22 protein-coding genes, 1 tRNA gene and 1 pseudogene are annotated in these 19,504 nt (G+C 69.3%); 16 read left to right on the plus strand and 8 right to left on the minus strand.

Going from position 1 to position 19,504, the window contains the following annotated elements; genetic code table 11:
• Positions 1–68: 68 nt before the first annotated feature.
• The 11 genes and pseudogenes from ACQHIV_RS35060 to ACQHIV_RS35110 all read left to right on the plus strand — a co-directional run bounded on the left by ACQHIV_RS35060 (position 69) and on the right by ACQHIV_RS35110 (position 10,254).
• Entirely contained in the window at positions 69–725 is a 657-nt protein-coding gene (locus tag ACQHIV_RS35060) for a response regulator transcription factor (RefSeq protein ID WP_427888582.1), read from the plus strand.
• Between the two features lie 128 nt (positions 726–853).
• Positions 854–2,011 (plus strand): sensor histidine kinase, encoded by a 1,158-nt coding sequence (locus ACQHIV_RS35065; RefSeq protein ID WP_427888584.1) that lies wholly within the window; start codon positions 854–856, stop codon positions 2,009–2,011.
• Positions 2,012–2,045: 34 nt separating this feature from the next.
• On the plus strand, positions 2,046–2,387 hold the full coding sequence (locus ACQHIV_RS35070; RefSeq protein WP_427888586.1) for a YciI family protein: 342 nt from the start codon (positions 2,046–2,048) through the stop codon (positions 2,385–2,387).
• The gene (locus ACQHIV_RS35075; protein ID WP_427888587.1) at positions 2,384–3,583 is read left to right on the plus strand and encodes an RNA polymerase sigma factor; all 1,200 of its coding nucleotides are present in this window, start codon (positions 2,384–2,386) and stop codon (positions 3,581–3,583) included. Before ACQHIV_RS35070 ends, ACQHIV_RS35075 begins: the two co-directional genes overlap by 4 nt.
• A 163-nt stretch (positions 3,584–3,746) precedes the next feature.
• Positions 3,747–3,962 (plus strand): annotated as a pseudogene (locus ACQHIV_RS35080) (4Fe-4S binding protein); the annotation flags it as partial.
• Between the two features lie 146 nt (positions 3,963–4,108).
• Positions 4,109–4,603 (plus strand): NADH-quinone oxidoreductase subunit J family protein, encoded by a 495-nt coding sequence (locus tag ACQHIV_RS35085; RefSeq protein WP_427888589.1) that lies wholly within the window; start codon positions 4,109–4,111, stop codon positions 4,601–4,603.
• 1 nt (position 4,604) lies between these two features.
• Positions 4,605–4,913 (plus strand): NADH-quinone oxidoreductase subunit NuoK, encoded by a 309-nt coding sequence (nuoK, locus tag ACQHIV_RS35090; protein ID WP_427888591.1) that lies wholly within the window; start codon positions 4,605–4,607, stop codon positions 4,911–4,913.
• Positions 4,910–6,676 carry an NADH-quinone oxidoreductase subunit L gene (locus ACQHIV_RS35095; protein ID WP_427888593.1) on the plus strand — a complete coding sequence of 589 codons (1,767 nt, stop codon included), beginning with the start codon at positions 4,910–4,912 and terminating at the stop codon, positions 6,674–6,676. The genes nuoK and ACQHIV_RS35095 overlap by 4 nt, the downstream gene beginning before the upstream one ends.
• Positions 6,673–8,229, plus strand: coding sequence for a complex I subunit 4 family protein (locus tag ACQHIV_RS35100; protein WP_427888595.1), 1,557 nt, complete (start codon positions 6,673–6,675; stop codon positions 8,227–8,229). The genes ACQHIV_RS35095 and ACQHIV_RS35100 overlap by 4 nt, the downstream gene beginning before the upstream one ends.
• A complete protein-coding gene (locus ACQHIV_RS35105; protein WP_427888598.1) occupies positions 8,226–9,677 on the plus strand; it encodes an NADH-quinone oxidoreductase subunit N in 1,452 nt (483 codons plus the stop codon). Before ACQHIV_RS35100 ends, ACQHIV_RS35105 begins: the two co-directional genes overlap by 4 nt.
• Positions 9,678–9,903: 226 nt before the next feature.
• Complete coding sequence (locus tag ACQHIV_RS35110; protein WP_427888600.1) at positions 9,904–10,254, plus strand: hypothetical protein; 351 nt, start codon at positions 9,904–9,906, stop codon at positions 10,252–10,254.
• Here the strand turns inward: ACQHIV_RS35110 and ACQHIV_RS35115 are convergent.
• Positions 10,241–11,092 (minus strand): arylamine N-acetyltransferase family protein, encoded by an 852-nt coding sequence (locus ACQHIV_RS35115; RefSeq protein WP_427888601.1) that lies wholly within the window; start codon positions 11,090–11,092, stop codon positions 10,241–10,243. The genes ACQHIV_RS35110 and ACQHIV_RS35115 overlap by 14 nt on opposite strands.
• Before the next feature lie 19 nt (positions 11,093–11,111).
• On the opposite strand from ACQHIV_RS35115, the gene ACQHIV_RS35120 reads away from it, so the two are divergent.
• Positions 11,112–11,630, plus strand: coding sequence for an N-acetyltransferase family protein (locus tag ACQHIV_RS35120; RefSeq protein WP_427888602.1), 519 nt, complete (start codon positions 11,112–11,114; stop codon positions 11,628–11,630).
• Positions 11,631–11,648: 18 nt separating this feature from the next.
• Positions 11,649–12,662 (plus strand): lactonase family protein, encoded by a 1,014-nt coding sequence (locus ACQHIV_RS35125; RefSeq protein WP_427888604.1) that lies wholly within the window; start codon positions 11,649–11,651, stop codon positions 12,660–12,662.
• On the opposite strand, the gene ACQHIV_RS35130 is transcribed toward ACQHIV_RS35125, so the two are convergent.
• The gene (locus ACQHIV_RS35130) at positions 12,659–12,955 is read right to left on the minus strand and encodes a hypothetical protein (RefSeq protein WP_380195468.1); all 297 of its coding nucleotides are present in this window, start codon (positions 12,953–12,955) and stop codon (positions 12,659–12,661) included. The two genes, ACQHIV_RS35125 and ACQHIV_RS35130, sit on opposite strands and share 4 nt — an antisense overlap.
• On the minus strand, positions 12,952–13,818 hold the full coding sequence (locus ACQHIV_RS35135; protein ID WP_427888605.1) for a phytanoyl-CoA dioxygenase family protein: 867 nt from the start codon (positions 13,816–13,818) through the stop codon (positions 12,952–12,954). Before ACQHIV_RS35135 ends, ACQHIV_RS35130 begins: the two co-directional genes overlap by 4 nt.
• Before the next feature lie 102 nt (positions 13,819–13,920).
• Here ACQHIV_RS35135 and ACQHIV_RS35140 point away from each other — a divergent pair, with 102 nt between their 5' ends.
• Entirely contained in the window at positions 13,921–14,700 is a 780-nt protein-coding gene (locus ACQHIV_RS35140) for a helix-turn-helix domain-containing protein (RefSeq protein WP_427888607.1), read from the plus strand.
• 11 nt (positions 14,701–14,711) lie between these two features.
• Complete coding sequence (locus ACQHIV_RS35145; protein WP_427888608.1) at positions 14,712–15,443, plus strand: hypothetical protein; 732 nt, start codon at positions 14,712–14,714, stop codon at positions 15,441–15,443.
• Here the strand turns inward: ACQHIV_RS35145 and ACQHIV_RS35150 are convergent.
• From ACQHIV_RS35150 to ACQHIV_RS35160, 3 genes are read right to left on the minus strand one after another with little or no spacing between them, the layout of a single operon-like run.
• A complete protein-coding gene (locus ACQHIV_RS35150; protein ID WP_427888610.1) occupies positions 15,407–16,048 on the minus strand; it encodes a hypothetical protein in 642 nt (213 codons plus the stop codon). The genes ACQHIV_RS35145 and ACQHIV_RS35150 overlap by 37 nt on opposite strands.
• Positions 16,049–16,978 carry a phosphotransferase enzyme family protein gene (locus ACQHIV_RS35155; protein ID WP_427888612.1) on the minus strand — a complete coding sequence of 310 codons (930 nt, stop codon included), beginning with the start codon at positions 16,976–16,978 and terminating at the stop codon, positions 16,049–16,051. It lies immediately after the preceding gene.
• Positions 16,979–17,035: 57 nt separating this feature from the next.
• A complete protein-coding gene (locus ACQHIV_RS35160; RefSeq protein ID WP_427888613.1) occupies positions 17,036–17,527 on the minus strand; it encodes a YajQ family cyclic di-GMP-binding protein in 492 nt (163 codons plus the stop codon).
• An 85-nt stretch (positions 17,528–17,612) separates the two neighbouring features.
• Here ACQHIV_RS35160 and ACQHIV_RS35165 point away from each other — a divergent pair.
• Positions 17,613–17,695: transfer RNA gene (locus ACQHIV_RS35165), tRNA-Tyr, on the plus strand.
• Positions 17,696–17,820: 125 nt separating this feature from the next.
• On the opposite strand, the gene ACQHIV_RS35170 is transcribed toward ACQHIV_RS35165, so the two are convergent.
• Positions 17,821–19,248, minus strand: coding sequence for a tyrosine-type recombinase/integrase (locus tag ACQHIV_RS35170; RefSeq protein ID WP_427888614.1), 1,428 nt, complete (start codon positions 19,246–19,248; stop codon positions 17,821–17,823).
• Entirely contained in the window at positions 19,245–19,445 is a 201-nt protein-coding gene (locus ACQHIV_RS35175; RefSeq protein ID WP_427888616.1) for a helix-turn-helix transcriptional regulator, read from the minus strand. Before ACQHIV_RS35175 ends, ACQHIV_RS35170 begins: the two co-directional genes overlap by 4 nt.
• Positions 19,446–19,504: the final 59 nt, after the last annotated feature.

Here is a 19,504-nt window from a genome sequence, read left to right on the forward strand (position 1 = left end):
GTCGTTTCCGGACCGTTTCCGAGGACGGAAACACGGGGGAAACGGCGCCGTCGGGCACCATGGGGTGCGTGCGGGTACTGGTGGTCGAGGACGAACCGTTGCTGGCGGCAGCGATCGCGGAGTGGTTGCGCGACGACTCGCACGCCGTCGACGTGGCCGCTGACGGCGGCGCCGCCCTGGAGCGGCTGTCCGTGAACGGGTACGACGTACTCGTCCTGGACCGCGACCTCCCGGTGGTGCACGGCGACGAGGTGTGCCGGCAACTGGTGGCGTCCGGCTCGGCCACCCGGGTGCTGATGCTGACCGCGGCGGCCGCGGTGACGGACCGGGTGGAGGGCCTCGGGCTCGGGGCGGACGACTACCTGACGAAGCCGTTCGCGTTCGCCGAGCTGGCGGCCCGGGTACTCGCGCTCGGCCGCCGCAGCCGCCCGGCCGACCCGCCCGTACTGCGCCGTGCCGGGGTCGCGCTGGACCCGGCGCGGCACGAGGTGTTCCGCGACGGCCGGTACGTGCCGTTGTCGAAGAAGGAGTTCGCCGTACTCGCGGAGCTGCTGCGGGCCGACGGCGCGACGGTGTCGGCCGAACAACTACTGGAGAAGGCATGGGACGAGCACGTGGACCCGTTCACGGGGGCGGTACGACTGACGATCCTGAAGCTGCGCCGGAAACTGGGCGAGCCGGGACTGGTCGAGACCGTCACCGGCGTCGGCTACCGCATCCGCTGAGGAGGCTCTCCCTACGAGGTCGCCTGACCCTGCTGTACGGCGGCCTGTTCCTGGTCGCCGGCGTACTGCTGCTCGGCGTCACCTATGCCCTGTTCAGCGCGAACCTCGGCCAGCAGTACCGGGTCGTGATGAAGGGGACGTACCTGAGCCCGGAGTCCGGCCGGACCGCCCCGCCGCCCCCGGTGAACGACGTGTACGTGATGAACAAGGACGGTGCTGTGCTCACCGGCTCCGACGCCGAGCGGGTGATGCAGCAGCAGCGCGAGCAGGTCCGGCAGGCCGCGATCAAGTCGATGCTGACGCAGGGGAGCATCGCGCTCGTGGCTGTCGGCGCGCTGGCCGCCGGGTTCGGCTGGCTGGTCGCGGGGCGGGTGCTGGCGCCGTTGCATCGGGTGACCGATACGGCCCGGCGGATCGCGGCGTCGCCCGCCGCGTTGCACGAGCGGATCGGGCTGAACGGGCCCGACGACGAGGTGAAGAACCTGGCGGACGCGTTCGACACGATGGTCGAGCGGCTGGACCATTCGTTCGACGGTCAGCGCCGGTTCGTCGCGAACGCGTCCCACGAGCTGCGTACGCCGTTGACGCTCGGCCGCGCGCTCGTCGAGGTCGCGATGCACCGGCGTACGGCGTCCGCGGACGTGAAGGAACTGGGCGAGAGTCTGCTGACGATCAACGCCCGGCACGAGCAGCTGATCGAGGGGCTGCTGATTCTCGCGGACTCCGAGAAGCAGCTGACGGCTACCTATCCGCTGAACCTGAGCGATGTCGTCACGCACGTCGCGGGCCAGCTGTCGAGCGAGGCCGCCGCGGCCGGCGTCGAGCTCATCCGCGGCCCCGGCGACGCCCCGGCCAAGGGCGACGCCCTGCTGCTGGAACGCCTGGTCCACAACCTGGTCGAGAACGGCATCCGCCACAACACGGACCGCCAGGCCATCACAATCGACGAGCATGCGAGCGCGCAGGCGGGGCAGCCCGGCGAGACGGCGAATGTGATGGCCTGGCGGTCCGGGCGTTGGGTGCGCGTGGTCAGCAAGCGCGTCGGGGACGAGGTGCAGGTCGTGGTCACGAACACCGGGCCGGAGATTCCGCCGTACGAGGTGGAGAGCCTGTTCAAGCCGTTCTACCGGCTCGGGGCAGAGCGGCTCGTCGGTGGGAAGGGGGCCGGGCTCGGGTTGTCGATCGTACGGTCGGTGGCGGAGGCACACGGCGGCACGGTGAACGCCGCACCGCGCGCCGGAGGTGGTCTGGAAATTACTGTGGTGCTGCCTGTCGATCCAGGGTGAGGCCGTTCGTGTAGGTGACGAGAAGGAGGACACCATGAATCAGTACGTGCTCAGCATCTACCAGCCCGACGGCCCGCCGCCCGCGCCCGAGATCCTCGACCCGATCATGCGCGACCTCGAGGTCCTGAACACCGACCTCAGGAAGGCCGGGGTCTGGGTGTTCGACGCCGGCATGCACCCGCCCGAGACGGCCACCGTGCTCCGGGCGAAGGGCGACGAGGTCCTGGTCACCGACGGCCCGTTCACCGAGGGCAAGGAACACCTCGGCGGCTTCATCGTGATCCGCGTCGAGGACCTCGACGCCGCGCTGCACTGGGGACGCCGCCTCACCACCGTGCTCGGTCTTCCGGTAGAGGTCCGGCCGTCGCAGTCGTGACACCGGACCTCGCAGCGATCTTCCGGGCCGAGCACGGGCGCGCGGTCGCCGTACTGACGCGCGTGTTCGGCGACCTGGAGATCGCCGAGGACGCCGTCCAGGACGCGTTCGCGGCGGCGCTGGAGAAGTGGCCGGAGGCCGGCGTACCGCCGAGTCCGGCCGGCTGGATCATCACGACCGCGCGGAACCGTGCGATCGACCGCCTGCGCCGTGAGTCGGCGCGGGCGGACAAACACGCCCAGGCGGCGCTGCTGCACGCCGAGGCCGAGCCGGTGGAGGAGGGTGCCGTGCAGGACGACCGCTTGCGGCTCATCTTCACCTGCTGCCACCCCGCCCTCGCGCTGAACGTCCGGGTCGCGCTCACGCTGCGGATGCTGGGCGGGCTGAGTACGACGGAGATCGCCCGCGCCTTCCTGGTCCCGGAAGCGACGATGGCGCAGCGCCTGGTCCGCGCGAAGGCGAAGATCAAGGTCGCGGGCATCCCGTACCGGGTGCCGTACGAGGCCGACCTGCCCGACCGCGTCCGCGGCGTACTGGCGGTCGTGTACCTGATCTTCAACGAGGGGTACGCCGCCTCGTCCGGCGAGACCCTGGTCCGCGACGAGCTCGCGGTCGAGGCGATCCGGCTCGGCCGGCTGATCGTCGACCTGATGCCGGACGAACCCGAGGCGGTCGGCCTGCTCGCGCTGATGCTCCTCCAGCACTCCCGCCGCCCCGCGCGGGTCGCGCCCGACGGCTCGCTGATCCGCCTCCGCGACCAGGATCGCGCCGTCTGGGACCAGGCGCTCATCACCGAAGGGCACGAGCTGGTACGGCGCTGCCTCCGCCGCAACCACCCCGGTCCGTATCAGCTCCAGGCCGCGATCAACGCCGTACACGCCGACGCCGCCACCGCCGGCGCGACCGACTGGCCACAGATCCTCCAGCTCTACGACCACCTCCTGGCGCTCGATCCGACCCCGGTCGTCGCCCTCAACCGGGCTGTCGTGGTGGCCGAGGTGGACGGTCCCGCCGCCGCGCTCGCCCTGGTCGACGACCTCTCCCTCGACACCTACTACCTCTTCCACGCCATCCGCGCCGACCTGCTGACCCGGCTGGGCCGCACGGCGGAGGCGCAGGCGGCGTACGAGACCGCGCTCACGCACAACACCAACCAGGCCGAACGGGCGTTCCTGCTACGGAGCATGGGACGCTAGTGTCCTGTTAACCGACGGGAGGTGGAGTGTGGGGCTGCCTGGCAAGGGGCTGGTCGAGGGGTTGAAGGTCACTGCGCGGACGCTGGCCCGGCGGTCGGTCACCGAGCAGTATCCGGACGTCCAGCCGGAGCTGCCGCCGCGCAGCCGGGGCGTGATCGCGCTGATGGAGGAGAACTGCACCTCCTGCATGCTGTGCGCCCGCGAGTGCCCGAGCTGGTGCATCTACATCGACTCGCACACCGAGACCGCGCCGTCGGTCGGTGAGCAGGCCCGCGAGCGCAGCCGGAACGTGCTGGACCGCTTCGCGATCGACTTCAGCCTCTGCATGTACTGCGGGATCTGCATCGAGGCCTGCCCGTTCGACGCGCTGTTCTGGTCGCCGGAGTTCGAGTACGCCGAGACCGACATCCGCAACCTGACCCACGAGAAGGACCGGCTCCGCGACTGGATGTGGACCGTCCCGGCCCCGCAACCCATCGACCCCGGCCCGACCGCCGAGGACCCCGATGACGCAGGGGACGCCGAGTGACAACGGTTCTGTTCTCCGTCGCCGGTGTGGTGGCGGTCGTCGCCGCCGTGCTGGTCGTCACGTCCCGCCGGATCGTGCACGCCGCGCTCTGGCTGGTGGTCGCGCTCGGTGCCGTGGCCGGCTGCTTCGGCGCCCTGCACGCGGAGTTCGTCGCGCTGGTCCAGATCCTCGTGTACGTCGGCGCGATCGTCGTACTCGTGCTGTTCGCGCTGATGCTGACCAAGGCCCCGACGAACCCGCTGCCCGAGCTGACCACCGGCCGCAGCCCGTTCGCGGCCGTGGTCGCCGGTGTCCTCGCGGTGCTCCTCGGCACCGGCGTCGTCCTTGCCTTCGGCAACGAGAAGGTCAAGCCGGTGGCCGACGGCTCGGCGACCGCGGTCGGGACCCAGGTGTTCAAGCACTGGGTCCTCCCGTTCGAAGTGCTGTCCGTTCTGCTGCTCGCCGCGCTGATCGGCGCGATCGCCCTCTCCCAGCGGAAGAAGGAGGACTGACATGCCGTTGGTCCTCCCGCTGCTGCTGGCAGTGGTGCTGTTCTGCGTCGGCGTGTACGGCGTCCTCGCCCGCCGGAACGTGATCACGCTGCTGATGTCGTTCGAGCTGATGCTGAACGCCGTCAACCTGAACCTGGTCGCGTTCGACGCCTGGCGGGTGACCGAGGCGACCGGGCAGACGCTCGCGGTCTTCGTGATCACGCTGGCAGCGGCCGAGATCGGCCTCGGGCTGGCGATCGTCCTGCTGCTGTTCCGCGGGCACGGCCACGTCGACGCGGACGCCGCCCGGGACCTGGAGGAGGCGTCGTGATCGGCACCGCCTGGCGGGTCGTCGGCGTCGGCTTCTCGCTCCTCGTCGTCCTGGCCTCGGCCCTGCTGTACGGCGTGACGCCGCAGCACACCACGGCCGGCGGCGCGATGATCGGCGAGGACTTCTGGTTCTCGTACGAGTTCCGCACCGACGGGCTGACCGTGCTGATGCTGGCCGTGGTCGGGGTGGTGTCGGCGTGCGTGCAGGTGTACTCGATCGGGTACGTCCGCGAGCGGGTCGCGTCGTACACGGCGCTCGTCACGCTCTTCACGGCGGCGATGGTGACCGTGGTCGTGTCGGACAACCTGTTCCTGCTGCTGATCGGCTGGGAGGTGATGGGCGCCTGCTCGTACCTGCTGATCGGCCACTACTGGGAGCGGCGGGACGCCCGCGCCGGCGCGATGAAGGCGTTCCTGATGACCAGGTTCGCCGACGTCGGCTTCCTGTTCGGGATCTTCGTGCTCGGCGTCGGGTACCACACGTTCCGGATCTCCGAGCTCGGTCACAGCCCGATCGCGCCGCACACGCTGACGATCGGGACACTGCTGCTGCTCGTCGGCGTGGTCGGCAAGTCGGCGCAGGTCCCGCTGCAGACCTGGCTCCCGGACGCGATGCCCGGCCCGAGCCCGGTCAGCGCGCTGATCCACGCGGCCACGATGGTTGCCGCGGGCGTCTTCCTGATCGCGCGGCTGTTCGACCTGTTCGTCGAGGCCGAGACCACGTTGACGGTGCTGGCCGTGGTCGCCTGCGTGACGATGCTGTTCGCGGCGTCCTGCGCGATGGCGGCCGTCGAGGTGAAGCGGGTGCTCGCCTGGTCGACGGTCAGCCAGCTCGCGATCATGTTCTCCGGGCTCGCTCTCGGCTCCCGCGACGGGCGGCACGCGGCGCTCTTCCACCTGTTGACGCACGCGGCGTTCAAGGGCCTGCTGTTCCTCTGCGCGGGCGTGCTGCTGCATCAGGTCGGCAGCGCGGCGTTCGTCGTACTGCGGAAGTACTCGCGGCGCGGCGCGCTGCGGAAGCGGCTGCCGGTGACGTTCGTGACGATGACGATAGGGCTGGCGGCGCTGGCCGGCGTACCGGGACTGGCCGGGTTCTTCTCCAAGGACTCCGTGGTCGAGGCGGCCTGGGAGACGGCTCGGGACGGTTCGGTCGTGGGCTGGATCGTGCTCGTGTCGGTGTGCGTGACCGCGATGATGACCGCGTTCTACTGCGTGCGCCTGTGGTTGTGGGTGTTCTTCCGTACGCCGGCCGTCGTCGGCGCGATCGGTGCGTTCGAGGACGACGACGCGATGGCGGACCTGGACGAGCCGGACGTGCGCAAACTGCACGAGGGGTCGTGGCTGATGCTCGCCCCGATGGTCCTGCTGACGCTCGGTGCCATCGGCCTCGGGTACGCCGACGGTGTCCACGTGAACTGGGCGATCGCGGGAATCACGACCGTGCTCGCGGTGCTCGGCGCGCTGCCGGCGTACTCGCTGTGGCGGCGCGGGGCGGACCCGCGGCCGGTGCTGCTGGAACGTGAGTACGGCGTGGATCCGGCGTACCAGCGGTTGGTCGTCGTGCCGGTGCGGTGGCTGGCCCGGCTGACGGTCGGCGGGGACCAGGACGTGATCGGGGCGTACGTACGGGCGACCGGGCGGGCGGGTGTGCTCGCGTCGGCCGGGTTCCGGAAGTTGCAGACGGGGAACGTGCAGACGTACCTGACGGCGGCGGTGATCGGGGTGGTCGCGCTCGCGATCCTGGCGGGGGTGATCGGGTCGTGAGCCAGTGGTTGCTGATCGCGCTGGTGGCCGTTCCGGCGGTGACCGGTGGAGTGCTGTGGGCGCTGCCGGTGCTGATCGGTGAACGGGTGGCGGCGATCGTCGGGTCGGTGGTGTCGGGGCTGGTGCTGGTCGGTTCGGTGGTCCTGTGGTGGGACATGAGACGTCCGCACTGTCCGTGCACCGTGACCTCGACCTTCGTGGGCTTTGAATCCCCGCCGCGGAACTTGCCCGGCAAGTTGTTGCCGTACGCCCAGACCGACGTGTCCTGGATCCCGCAGCTCGACGTCCGGTTCCACATGGCGGTCGACGGCATCTCGATGCCGCTCATCACGCTCACCGCGCTGCTCGTCCTGCTCAGCAGCCTGTACTCGCTGAAGATCACCCCGAAGATCGGCCGGATGCGCTCGCTGATCGCGCTCCTGCTGCTGATCGAGACCGGCGTGATCGGCACCTTCGCGGCCGCCGACCTGGTGCTGTTCTTCGTGTTCTTCGAGATCGTGCTGATCCCGATGTGGCTCGTGATCGACATCTGGGGCGACCACCACGACCGGGCCGGGCGGCGCCGGGCGGCGAACACGTTCATCCTGATGACCGTGCTCGGCTCCGCGCTGATGCTGCTCGGGTTCCTGCTGGTCCACCGGCAGACCGGGACGTTCGACGTGGCGTTCCTCGGCGAGCACCCGCTGCGCGGCGGGCACGGGATCCCGCTCGCCGCGGCGGTCCTGATCGCGCTCGGGCTCGCGGTGAAGCTGCCGCTCTGGCCGCTGCACATCTGGCTGCCGGACGCGCACGCGAAGGCGCCGACGGTCGGCTCGGTGCTGCTGGCCGGCGTCCTGCTGAAGCTCGGCAGCTACGGCATGATCCGGATCCTGCTGCCGATCCTGCCCGGCGCGACCGCCACGATCGCGCCGTACCTGGCCGGCTTCTCGGTGGTCGCGATCGTCGCCGGATCGCTGGCCTGCCTGGCGCAGACCGACGTGAAGCGGCTGATCGCGTACTCCAGCGTCGGGCACATGGGCTTCATCGGCCTCGGCATCGCGACGATGTCGCCGGAGGGGCTGAACGGCGCGCTGTATGCGAACATCGCGCACGGCGTCATCACCGGGCTGCTGTTCTTCCTGGCCGGGGCGATCAAGGACCGGCACGACACCGGCGACCTGCGGGCGATCGGCCGCGCGCTGTACGCCCGGCTGCCGCGGATCGGCGGGCTGCTCACGTACGCGTGCCTGGCGTCCCTCGGGCTGCCGGGGCTGGCCGGGTTCTGGGGCGAGATGCTGGTCCTGCTCGGCGCGTACCACCCGGCCGACGAGTTGCCGCGGGCAACGTTCCTGGTGCTGATGGTGATCGCCGGGCTGGGCGCCGTACTGACCGCCGCGTACTTCCTCCGGCTGATCCGGAACCTCTGCCAGGGCGACCCGGCCGAGTACCCGGCGGCGCCGTTCGCCGTCGACCTCAGCCGGATCGAGTTCGCCACCTTCGCGCCACTCGCTGTACTCACGATGGCGCTGGGCCTCTGGCCGTTCACGCTGCTCAACGAGTGGATCGTCCTATGACGCTGACGTGGACCGACTGGCAGGCTGTCGCCGTGCCGCTGGTGCTGGCGATCGGGGCGATCGCCGTACTGCTCGTCGACAGCTTCTGGAAGAGCGCGCCGGCCGAGCTGCGGCACCTCGTCGTCACGGTGCTGACCAGCGTGGTGATCCTGTTCGGGCTCGTGTTCGTCTGGGCGCAGCACGGCGACTTCAAGCCCGCGTTCTGCCGGCCGGCGGTCGAAGGGCCGGCCGAGTGCAGCCTGGTGTTCGAGCCGTTGACGGCCGGGTTGTGGGCGGTGCTGCTGATCGGCGGGCTCGGCGTTGCCGGGTTGTCGACGTACCGGCTGCTCGCCAAGGACGTGCCGATCGGGGAGTACCACTTCCTGCTGCTGAGCGCACTGACCGGCGCGACCGTGCTCGCAGGCGCGCGGGACCTCGCGACGCTCGTGATCGCGCTCGAGGTGGTGTCGCTGCCGACGTTCGCGATGGTCGGGCTGCGCCGCGACCGGCGCGGGTCCGAGGGCGCGCTGAAGGCGTTCCTGGTCTCGGTGCTGTCGACGGCGGTGATGCTGTTCGGCGTCTCCTACCTGTACGGCGTGACCGGCTCGCTGTACCTGACCACGATCGCGAACCGGCTGAGCGGGCTCGACCCGAACCTCGCCCGGGTCGCCTTCGCGGCGGGGCTGTTCGTGATCGTCGGGTTCGCGTTCAAGATCGGGGCCGTACCGTTCCACGCGTGGCTTCCGGACACGTACGTCGGGGCGCCGGTCGAGGTCACGACGTTCCTCGCTGTGGTGTCGAAGTCGGCCGGAGTCGCCGGGCTGCTGGTGATCGTGACGTCCGGGATCGCACCGGCCGGTTCGGAACTGCGGACCGTGGTCGCGATCCTGGCCGCGGTCACGATGACGGTCGGGAACCTCGCGGCCCTGCGCCAGGTCGAGGCGGTCCGGCTGCTCGCCTGGTCGTCGATCGGCCAGGTCGGTTTCCTGCTCGCACCGCTCGCGGTCGGTGACGCGCGGGCCGTCGTCGGCTACCTGGCGGCGTACGTCGTGGTGACGCTCGGCGCCTTCGGAGCAGTGGCCGTGGTGCAGCGGCACCGGGCCGGCGGGCTGCTCACCGACTACCGCGGGATGGTTCGGTCGGAGCCGGGGCTCGCGGCGGCGCTGATCTTCTTCCTGGTGGTGCTTGCCGGGTTGCCGCCGGGTCTTGCGGGGCTGTTCACGAAGTTCGCCGCGTTCCAGGCGGTGATCGACGCGCACCTCGGCTGGCTGGCGATCGTGATGGCGATCAACGTGATGATCGGCCTGGCCGTGTACCTGCGCTGGATCGCGGAACTGTTCCGGCTGCCCGCCGACGACCCGTTCTCGGTCGACATCGAAACCCCGGCTGTTGCGATGCTCACCTTCTGCGCCGCGCTCACCGCGGTCCTCTCGGTGCTGCCGAGCATCATGTTCGCGCTGGTCACCTGACAGGTTCCGGCCATGGGTGGCTCGATGGACTGCCGGGGTGGGTAACTTGCGGTGGGTGAAAGCATTCGGAGTTGCCGGAGTCGTTCTGCTGTTCACACTCGCCGCCTGCGGCGGCTCGACCAAGGGTGGGACGTCCACTCCGACGAGCGCACCAAGCTCGGGGACCTCGACCGCCGCGCCCTCGACCACGCCCTCCTCGACCGCGCCGTCTTCGAGCACGCCGTCTTTGAGCACGCCGACGCCGGTGGTTCCGGCGGCGAAGGACGAGCAGAACTACAAGGCGTGCACGGACGGCACCTGTGAAGTGCTGGTCCGGGCGAAGGCGGTCATCAACCTCAACGGGGACAAGTTCACCGCGACCGTTGCGAAAGGCACCCTCAAGCTCACCGACTCACGCGGGTACATCTCGTTGAGCCGGACCGGCACGTCCTCCAGCCGCAGCGGCAGCGGCAGCGTCGGCGGCGTGGCCGGCGGCCTCGCGGCGGTCCAGTGGAACGACGACGGCGGACCGGTTCACATCGCGACGCTGACGTACGCCGCGGGTGACACCGTCGTCGTGCTGTTCAGGAAGGGGTAGTCCGCGCCAGGAAGTCCTCGTACTGCGACCACACCCGCCGCCACAGCACGTCGCGATCCGCCGCGGTGTAGTGCGGGAGCGGGAGGTGGAAGACGTCCGCGAGGGCGGTGAAGTAGTCGGCGCGGTCGTCGAGCAGGCGGTTGTCGACGCGGTCGGCGTACGTCTCGCTCAGGCCGATGGAGCGCAGTACGACCACGGATTCCGGCGTACGGCGGAACGCGGAGGCTACCCGGACGAACCGTGAGCCGGGGTCGGCGGACAGCTCCGCGTGCTTCGCGGTGAAGGACTCGAGGGACACCGGGGATGCCTCGAAGTCCATGCCGATCAGGTTCGCGCGCGGGTCGTGGTCGAGGCGCCAGCCGTCGGCGATCTCGGACGGGCGCAGCCGCAAGGTGAACGGGTACTGCTTGGACTCGCCCGTCTCCAGCGGCATCGGGTGGCGCAGGCCGTCGCCGAGGCCGGCGTCCACGAGCCACTCGCGCTCCGGGTCCTCGGTCAGGCCGCTGACCGTGAGCACCAGGTGGCTGCCGTCGATGCCGCTCGGGCGGTTGACCGTTTCCACCCCGCCGCGGTGCAGCTGCACGCGGTAGCCGAGTTCGGTCAGCAGTAGCGCGAACGTGCCGTTCAGCTGGAAGCAGTACCCGCCGGTCTCGCGCGCGACGATCCGCTTCGCGACCTCCTCCGGGTCGAGCGGACCGCCCGGCGTGACCTGGTACTGCACGGTTTCGTACGGGACCTGGTCCACGAAGGCCTCGTGCAGCCGCGTCAACCCCTCAAGCCGCGGCGGGCCGTCGTACTCGTCGATCCCGATCCGCTGCAGGAACGCCCTGGTGTCCATGCGCCTTAGGCTAGGCGAGGTGATCGACGTTCTCGACGGACCTGCAGCTATTGCCATCACCGACGAGCTCGGCCCGCTGTACGCCGCCTCCTTCGGCCCCGAGGAGGACACCGACCGTTTCACCACCGAAACCCTCCCCAAACACGCGGCCCGCGCCGACTTCCGATTGGTCGCGGTTCGTCAGGACGGTCGGCTCGTCGGGTTCGCGTACGGGTATACGGGGGAGCGGGGGCAGTGGTGGCCTGAGCGGGTGGTGGAGGCGGTCGGGGCGGAGCTTGCCGCGGAGTGGGTCGGTGGGCACTTCGAGGTGGTCGAACTCGCCGTACATCCGGACGCCCAGCGCCAGGGCCTCGGCGCCGCGCTGATGACCGAGCTGCTGCGCGACCTCCCGCACCGCCGGGCGCTGCTCGGCACGGACGTCGACGACGGTCCGGCGCCGCGCCTGTACCGACGGTTGGGCTGGCAACTGCTCTACCCCGACCTCGGCTGGGGCAGTGCGCTCTACGGTCTGGACAGAGGAGTGCCTGAAACCTCCTGACCTGGCAGGGTAGGCGTCATGACTGCTGAGCGGATCTATGTCGGGAGCTACACCACTCAGGCCGGCGGTGGGGACGGGATCGCGGTCGGCCCGCTGGACGGGCTCGCCGTGGCGGCGACGATCGCCGACCCGTCGTTCCTGGTCAGGTCCGCGGACGGGCGGTTCCTCTACGCCACGAACGAGGAGCAGGACGGCAAGGTCGCGGCGTTCGCGATCGGCGCGGACGGCGGGCTCGAGCTGCTCAACCAGCAGCCCACCAACGGCGCGCACCCGTGCCACCTCGACATCGACCCGTCCGGGCGGTACCTGCTGTCCGCCAACTACACCTCGGGCTCGGTCGCGATCCACCCGATCGCCGCGGACGGTTCGCTCGGCGAGGCCACGCAGTACCTGCAGCGCGAAGGATCCGGGCCGAACGCGGACCGGCAGGAGGGCCCGCACGCGCACCAGATCGCGTTCGACATCGAGGGTGCCTACGTGTTCGACGTCGACCTCGGCTCGGACACCGTCTACTCGTCGACGCTCACCGCGGACGGCCGGCTGGAGGAGGTCGACCGGCTGCACATCCACCCGGGCGCCGGCCCGCGGCACCTGGTGTTCCACCCGGCGGGCGCCGCGGCGTACGTGATCAACGAGCTGGACTCGACGCTCACGGTCTGCAGCTACGCGAACGGCAAGCTGCAGACCGTGCAGACCACGTCGACCCGGCCGGCCGACTCGCCGGGCGAGAACTACCCGGCCGAGCTGCTGATCTCGTCCGACGGCCGCTTCCTGTACGGCTCGAACCGCGGCGACAACACCGTCGCGGTCTTCGCGGTGGCCGGCGACGGCCTCAGCGTCGAGCTGGTGCAGACCATCTCGTCGGGCGGGAACTGGCCGCGACACCTTGCCTTCAGCAACGACGGCACGGTGCTGTACGCCGCCAACGAGCAGTCGGACCAGATCGCCACGTTCACCATCGGCAACGGCCGGCTGACTGCTCAGGGAGAGCCTGTCAGCTGGCCGCGGCCGGTGTGCGTCCTGCCGATCTAGACGAGCTTCTCGAAGAAGAACTCGTGCTTGAGGAAGGACACGTCGTACTCGTGACCCGGGTACGGCGGGTTCAGCTGCGCCGCCTGGAACAGCCGCCAGCCGTCCTTCAGCGCGTCCAGCCCGGTCTCGTACGGCGGTACGTCGCTGTCACCCGTCGTCGGGTGCGTCTCGCCCGTGCCGTCGTACGTCGACCAGCCGACCACGCGGGCGTCCAGCGCCGACGAGGCCAGGTACAGCACCAGCACCTGCTGGCGAAGGCCGGTGCGCTGCGGGTTCTCGGCCGTGGCGGTCATGCCATCTCCTTCTTGTTGGCGGCGTGCGGGTTGTTGACGCGGTCGGCCACCACCCGCTGCGGGCGGTTCGTGACGCGCGTGACCCAGTAGTTCGGGTCGTACGTGTCGTCGCCGCTGATCGCGCGCCACATCATGATCCGGTTGTACCGTTCGAGCCGGCCGGTGGCGTTCTCGTACCACGGGAAGTTCTGCTCGAGCTCGGCCGCGACCGCCTCGTCGTACAGGTCGTCGGTGTTCCAGAGCCGCACCTGACGGACCGTCGGGTTGAAGCGGATCTTGAACATGTACCGGTCGACGTTGCTGTCGTTCTTGCGGCCGCCGTGCCAGATGCCGTGGTGCAGGAACACGACGGTGCCGGCCGGGCAGACCAGGCGGGTCTGGCCGAGCAGGTTCTGGTACCGGCCGGTGTCGGACTCGTTGGTCCGCCGCAGGTGGCTGCCCGGGACGCTGAGCGTGCCGCCCATCTCGAGCGTGACGTCCTGCGGGTAGTACATCAGCTGCACGTCGAAGGCGTCCGTACGGACGTCGATGATCGCGTCGCCGTGCAGGTTCTGCGCCTCGCCCTCGTTCGCCCGGCGGATGTGCACCGCGTGGTGGTCGACGGTCGGCTCGGGCCCGACCAGGCTGTGGATCGCGCCCGCCACCTCCGGCAGTTGCACCAGCCGCTGGACGAACTCGCTGTCCACGAACGCCTCCGACAGCGGGGTGCCGTACGGAACGCCCGGGATGCCGTTGTTCAGCACCTCGATCGCCTGCTGGTTCATGTCGTCCGGTACGACGGCGTCCATCCGGAGGGCGCCGGTGGCGACGAAGTGCGCCATCTGCACCGAGCTGAGCAGATGCTTGCGATGCGGTTGGGGCATGAAGACTCCCTGTTCGCGCTAGTGGTCACTACTCCTCCATTCTGCGATCGACCGCCGTTGTCTCGCGTGGGTTGTGATCACTACTGGTGGTAAATTCTCACCGTGATCGAGTTGCATCTGGCGCAACCGCCGGAGGTCGTGAGCGCCGGCGCGGGCATCCACGGGACCCGTGCGCTGCGGGACGTCTTCCGGCTGCCGGACCTGTGGCAGCTGCACCTGTACAACTACTCGGCCGAGCTGACGCTGCTGGGCGAAACGTTCTCGGTCGCGCCCGGGTACGTCTCCCTGACCCCGGCCGGGACCCAGGTGCGGTTCGACTACCGCGGCCGGTCCGAGCACCTGTACGCGCATTTCCGGCCGGTTCCGGTCGGCGAACCGTCGTACGTCCCGGTCGTCCAGGACGCGGGCGAGGCGGCGCCGCTGCTGTCCGGGCTGCTGCGGTCGGCGGTCGAGTCGTCGCCGTCGGGGTCGTCGCGGATGACGGCGGAGGTGTGGACCGCGCTGTGGCGGATCGCCGAGCTGACACCGGCACCGGTCGAGGCTGGGCACCCGGCCGTCGCGGCGGCGATCGCGCACATCGAGGCGAACCTCGCGCAACCGCTCACCGTTCCGGAACTCGCCAGGCTGGCCGGCGTCTCCCACAACCACCTGACCCGCCTGATCCAGGCCGAGACCGGCTCCACGGTCATCGCCTACGTCCGCCGGCGGCGGATGATGCGGGCCCGGCACCTGCTCGTGTCCTCGACGCTGTCGATCCCCGCGATCGCCGCGTCGGTCGGCATCCCGGACCTGCAGGCCTTCAACAAGACGTGCCGGCGCGAGCTGGGCGCCTCGCCACGCGCCGTACGTTATGCGGTAGCCGGAGCCGGGCCGGGGGTCTAGCGTTTCCGGACATGTACGAGTTGATCCCCGCCGGTGACGCCCCGCAGTACGACGCCGAGGCCGAGGTACGGTTCGCCGAGGACTGGCCGGAGTTCATCTTCCACGACGCCGAGGTACCGAAGTACCGCGAGCGACGGGTGTCGTACTTCCCGCAGTGGGAGTTCTACTTCGTCTCCGGCGACCACCTGATCGCCGGCTGCTGGGGCGTACCGCTCGCCTGGGACGGCACGGTCGAGGACCTGCCCGGCGGCTTCACGGACGCGCTGGCGCGGTCGGTGACGTCGTACGAACAAGGCGTCGTACCGAACACCTTCGTGCTGATGGCCGCCGCCGTACGCTCCGACGAACAGGGCCAAGGCCACGCCGGCCGCGTCATCACCGCCGTCCGCGACCACGCTGTGGCGCACGGCCTCCCGCAGGTCATCGCCCCCGTCCGCCCCACCCTGAAGTCGAGCTACCCGCTCACCCCCATCGAAACCTTCATGACCTGGACCCGCCCCGACGGCCTACCGCTCGACCCCTGGCTCCGCACCCACGTCCGCCTCGGCGCCACCCTCCTCGCCCCGGCCCCCGCTTCCCAAACCATGACCGGCTCAGTAGCCGACTGGGAATCCTGGACGAAGATGCCCTTCCCCACCACCGGCACCTACACCATCCCCGCCGGCCTCACCACCCTCGCCATAGACCGCGAAGCCGACACCGGCCGCTACGTCGAACCCAACATCTGGCTCCGCCACACCTGACCCTCGGGTGTGAAGACGAACGATTCCTTGAACGGCGCAAGCCCGCACCGTCCGGCCAGCAGGACCGGCTCCTCGTACAACGGCCAGCTGTCCGGCTCGTCGGGTTTGCTCCCGTTCCACAGGTAGAACCACACGATCGGCCCATCCGCAGCCACGTAGCCGAGGACGCTCGGGTACCGCGGATTGCTCCCACCGATCCGCACCGACGGCTCCCCGAAGGATCCGAGCACGTCGGCCTCCAGGTGATCCGTCGCGCAATACCCGGCGAGCCGCCCGCGCAGGTCGGCGTAGTCGCGCCCATCGAGCGTCCGGTCGATCCTCAGCCAGCCTTGCTGGTGGGCGTAGTCCGCGTAGGCAGACGCCATCGCCTCCGCTCCGTCGCCCGGCATCAGACGACGCACCACGCCGGCAACCCCGATCGACGACCAGGCGCCGGCAGCCTCCAGCGCCTCCTGCCAGGTCCGGCCGGCGCCTGTCTCGGTGACATAGACGACCTCGTCGAACTTGTAGAACAGCCCGAGCTCGCCGCCGTACATCCCCGGCCGGCGCACCGCGCCGTTCAGCCCCTCGATGAAGTGTTGCTGGATCTGTTCGACCGTCAGCATCTACTGCACCACCAGGGCGGCCAGGCCGGTGGTGAGGATGTTTTTGGTTACCTGGAGGGCGTAGGGCTCGTCGGGGCCGGTGAGGGACTGGTGGGACCAGCTGATGACGTCTTCGTAGGCGCGGACGTGGCGGTAGTAGTGGATCGCGTCCTCGTCGAGGGTGTGCGGGCCGTAGCCGGTGAGGAACGCCTCGCGCTGGGCGGTTGTCGTGGGGCCGACGTCGCCCATGCCGCCGAGCATGAACATCAGGTCCTGTTCGCGCGGTGCGTGGATCACGTCGTCCCAGTCGATCAGGTGCAGCCCGCCGTCGACCAGCACGTTGCCGATGTGCGGATCGCCGTGGCACACCACCCGCGGCCCGGTCGGCGCGGGCGGGCGGTTCGTCAGCAGGTCCGCGATGATGCCGTCGTACGTCGCCCACACCGCCGCGAGCTCCTCCGCGACGTCCCCCTCCGGCGCTTCGAGCCGCCGCCGTACGTCGTCCACCACCGCCGGCATCCGCGCGTCGATGTGGCTGTGCCTCGGCAGCGCGTCGCGCAGCCGCGGCGGCGGTTCTGCGTCGTGCACGCGGCGGAGCAGTACGCCGTACTCCGACCACTGCTCGTCCGTCAGCCCCGTCTCCGCCGCCCGCGGACCGTCGATCCACGGCGTCACCGTCAGCCGCTTCTTCGCGTGCACGCTCCACAGCCCGCCCTCGGACGTCCGGATCATTTCCGGTACGCCGGGCAGCCCGCTGTCGGCGAGGAACGCCGCGACCTGATGCCCGGTGTTCGTCCCCGCGCCGCTCCACTTCACGGCGTACGCGTTCGTGGCCGTCGTCGCCCGCCACACCTGCGCCGCCACGTCCGCGCCGTACGCCACCGGTGTGAGCCGCGCCACGTCGAGCCCGAAGTCCGCCAGCAACCACTTCCGCAGCAACGTGTCACCCACACCCGCCAGCATGCCCGGCAACCGCCCCGCGAGCGAGCCGATTACCGGGCGCAGCGGTCAGCGGTAGTTCACGAACTGGACCGCGAAGTCGTAGTCCTGGCCCTTGATCAGCGACTGCACCGCCTGCAGGTCGTCCCGGCTCTTGCTGGACACCCGCAGTTCGTCGCCCTGGATCTGCGCCTTCACGCCCTTCGGGCCCTCGTCGCGGATCAGCTTCGAGATCTTCTTCGCGTTCTCCTGCGTGATGCCGGCGTCGATCGTCGCCACGATCTTGTAGATCTTCCCCGACAGCTTCGGGTCCTCCGCCTCCAGCCCCTTCAGCGAGATCTGCCGCTTCACCAGCTTGTCCTTGAACACGTCGAGTACGGCGCTCACCCGCTCCTCGGTGTTCGCCTGCATCTCGACCGACTCCCCGGACCACTTGATCCCGGCATCCACGTTCTTGAAGTCGAACCGCTGGCTGATCTCCTTCGCCGCCTGGTTGACGGCGTTGTCCACCTCCTGGTGATCCACCTTGTTCACGATGTCGAAGGAGGACTCCGAAGCCATGGGCACAACCTTTCCGATTTGCTGTCAGGGGCACTGTCTGTCGTATAGTCTCTCCCGCTGGTCCTCGGACCAGCACCACCCCCCTGGCGGGTTGCCCGAGCGGCCAAAGGGAGCAGACTGTAAATCTGTCGGCTTATGCCTACGCAGGTTCGAACCCTGCACCCGCCACGCGCTGAAAAAGGCCCCTGACCTGCGGAAACGCAGTCAGGGGCCTTCTTCGTGTTGTCCGGTTGTATCCGGCTGTCACCGGCCGTCTACGGCTGTCCGTGCGGAATACGTGAGGAAGTTCGGAGCTAGGCGGCTCGCGGAGGGAGGGTCTCGTTGAGGGCGGCTTCGACCCTTCGCCTCGCGACCTCGTCCTGTCCGTCGAGGCACTTGGCGTAGACCTTCAGCAGGACGTTGACGCTGTGCCCGGCCCACTCGGCAACCTGCGTCGCAGGCACCCCCGCGTTGAGCCACAGGGATACCGCAGCGTGACGGAGGTCGTACGGTCGCCTCGCGAGCGGCGAGGCCACCTGTGCGTTGCTCAGCGCCTTCTCCCGCGCCTTGTTCCACACGCGGGCGTACGTGTTCGAGGAGACCGGGTTGCTGTACGGCGGCGGGAGTGGGACGCCGGCCTTACCCGTGCGGCTGACGAAGAGTCGCCCACCTGGTCCCGGCCGGAAGTCGGTGATGTGCCGGCGTAGGAGTTCGACCAGCTCGGGGCAGGCAGGCACCGGACGGGTCGCCTTGTCGGCCCGGTGCTTCAGGCTCCGATCCTCGCTCGCTTCGCCGTTGTCAGTCCACTCAGCGCCAGCGTGCTGCGTCGAGCCGGTCAGGAGCAATTGACCCCAGCCTTCCTCGGGAAGGTGGCAGTCCGCGACACGGAGGTGTTTCGCCTCAGACGGTCTCAGCCCTGCGAAGTACAGGCATCCGAAGAATGCCTCCAGCGCCGGATGGATTTCCCGTACGGCGTGCAGCAGCGTCCGCGCCTGTTGGGGGTTCGCGACGACGCGACGGTCCACAACATCGGTGTTTTCGGGCTTCGTCCACTGCACTTTGTCGATCGGATTGGCCTCGAAAAGCTCCAGTTCTACGGCGTACTCCATAGCGCTGTAGAACGCGGAGCGCTTCCGACTGACCGTCGCGGCTGCCGCCGCTTTGCCGTCGAGCTTCACAGCTAGGGCATCAAGAGCACGTCGCATCATCGGAGCCTCCCGCAGCTTCGAGAGATCCGGCGAGTTCTCCGCGATCCATCTCAACAGGCCGGCGTCTTTCTCCGGTGGTGTCGCTACCGTCGCCGACTCGCCGCCGCGGGCGGCCTTGTTGAAGGACCAATTCCGGAGCACCGAACGAATCCGCTGCATCTCTTCAGCGCTTCGCTTCGGTAGCAGCGCAACGGTCACGGTGGTAAGGGCTTCAGCGATGTTCTTGCGATGCCGGGGCGACGCGTGTGGCCACTTCACATCGACGAATTCCGTCGCATGCTCGTACCAGGTGCGTCGACTCAATTCGCGCAGCATCGTTTGTGGGAGCCCAGTTGCGATGTCGAAGGGAACGCCTTCCCGAGCCGCCGTCATGAGGTCGGATCGGAAGCTGTCCGCGAGTTTGCTGTGAGTGAACGTCTTCTGCTTGCGCTGGCCTGCAACCTCCCACCGCGGCGTGTAGGTCTTGCGACGTTTCCCGGTGTACGTGCTGATACCGAAAATCCGCACGTCGTAGGAGAAGTTTTCTCTGCTCACGCGGCGTCCTCCAGACTCTGAAGCCAATTGTCGAAGTCGGTACGGCGGATGCGCAGGTCGCCGTTCGGGAGCTTGATGCAGCGGGGAGCCTTCTTGGCCGCCCGCCAGTCGTAGAAGGTAGACCGGGCGATGCCGAGTTCGGCGCACACGTCAGAGATGGTCAGGTGCAGTTGCGTGGGCCGGGTTGCCGTGCTCACTCAGGTGTCTCCTCGGAGTGGTCGTGATGCCAGGACAGAACGGACAAAACCTGCGGATG

Origin of the sequence: Kribbella polygonati (genome assembly GCF_050320105.1) — a bacterium.
Taxonomy (GTDB): Bacteria; Actinomycetota; Actinomycetes; order Propionibacteriales; family Kribbellaceae; genus Kribbella.

Bases quoted from the DNA above. Each gene is read 5' to 3' on its own strand.
- ACQHIV_RS35130 (WP_380195468.1), bottom strand. From the start codon at position 12,955: ATGACCGCCACGGCCGAGAACCCGCAGCGCACCGGCCTTCGCCAGCAG.
- ACQHIV_RS35160 (WP_427888613.1), bottom strand. From the start codon at position 17,527: ATGGCTTCGGAGTCCTCCTTCGACATCGTGAACAAGGTGGATCACCAG.
- ACQHIV_RS35070 (WP_427888586.1), top strand. From the start codon at position 2,046: ATGAATCAGTACGTGCTCAGCATCTACCAGCCCGACGGCCCGCCGCCC.
- ACQHIV_RS35125 (WP_427888604.1), top strand. From the start codon at position 11,649: ATGACTGCTGAGCGGATCTATGTCGGGAGCTACACCACTCAGGCCGGC.
- ACQHIV_RS35105 (WP_427888598.1), top strand. From the start codon at position 8,226: ATGACGCTGACGTGGACCGACTGGCAGGCTGTCGCCGTGCCGCTGGTG.
- ACQHIV_RS35150 (WP_427888610.1), bottom strand. From the start codon at position 16,048: ATGCTGACGGTCGAACAGATCCAGCAACACTTCATCGAGGGGCTGAAC.
- nuoK (WP_427888591.1), top strand. From the start codon at position 4,605: ATGCCGTTGGTCCTCCCGCTGCTGCTGGCAGTGGTGCTGTTCTGCGTC.
- ACQHIV_RS35065 (WP_427888584.1), top strand. From the start codon at position 854: ATGAAGGGGACGTACCTGAGCCCGGAGTCCGGCCGGACCGCCCCGCCG.
- ACQHIV_RS35135 (WP_427888605.1), bottom strand. From the start codon at position 13,818: ATGCCCCAACCGCATCGCAAGCATCTGCTCAGCTCGGTGCAGATGGCG.
- ACQHIV_RS35115 (WP_427888601.1), bottom strand. From the start codon at position 11,092: ATGGACACCAGGGCGTTCCTGCAGCGGATCGGGATCGACGAGTACGAC.
- ACQHIV_RS35145 (WP_427888608.1), top strand. From the start codon at position 14,712: ATGTACGAGTTGATCCCCGCCGGTGACGCCCCGCAGTACGACGCCGAG.